The sequence below is a fragment of the Pseudomonas sp. 86_A genome, from assembly GCF_017491705.1.
Lineage (GTDB): Bacteria > Pseudomonadota > Gammaproteobacteria > Pseudomonadales > Pseudomonadaceae > Aquipseudomonas > Aquipseudomonas koreensis.
The window spans coordinates 1-500 of record NZ_JAFGYS010000092.1; the positions used below are offsets into that span (position 1 = coordinate 1).

Genomic DNA, 500 nt, shown 5'->3' on the forward strand with positions numbered 1-500 from the left:
CGTCAGTCGTGCATGAGGTCGATTGGGTTCGACGCGTGGTGCGGCTGCCGCTTTGCGGGAGTGAGGTCGATTGGGTTCGACGACGCCGATTTAGTTTTACGTTCGACGAACGGGCATATTTCGCGCTTGATCGGCTGGCGGTTGATGCGGGGATATCAAAGGCGGACGTGGTTGAGCGCTTGGCGTTTTGGGCTGACGAGTTGATGCTGAAATCGTTCCGCGACGACGTTGCGGCGTTTAACCGTTACCTCTATCGCGGACGTAACGAAAAATCAGACGTCTAGCGTTGGGAGTGTCCGGCCGTGGCCGAAGCGGCGTAGGGCGACGGCTGCGGTGCGGAGTCCGGGCGGTCGTCGCGCGGCTCAGCGCGGCTCGCCGGACCGAGTAGCGGGTATTTGCGAGGGCGGTAAGCGGAGGCGTTGCGGCGGCAAACCATCCTTCTGCACGACACTGCCGCGCGGGGCGCTCCCGGCGCGATAGGCGCGGGCGTAGGCGGTTCG

At 64.0% G+C, this 500-nt stretch carries 1 protein-coding gene; it reads left to right on the forward strand.

Annotated features, from left to right (window positions below; genetic code table 11):
- A partial coding sequence (locus J5M57_RS28140; protein WP_207938498.1) for a hypothetical protein occupies positions 1-284 on the forward strand: 284 nt, incomplete at its 5' end.
- Between the last annotated feature and the right edge of the window lie 216 nt (positions 285-500).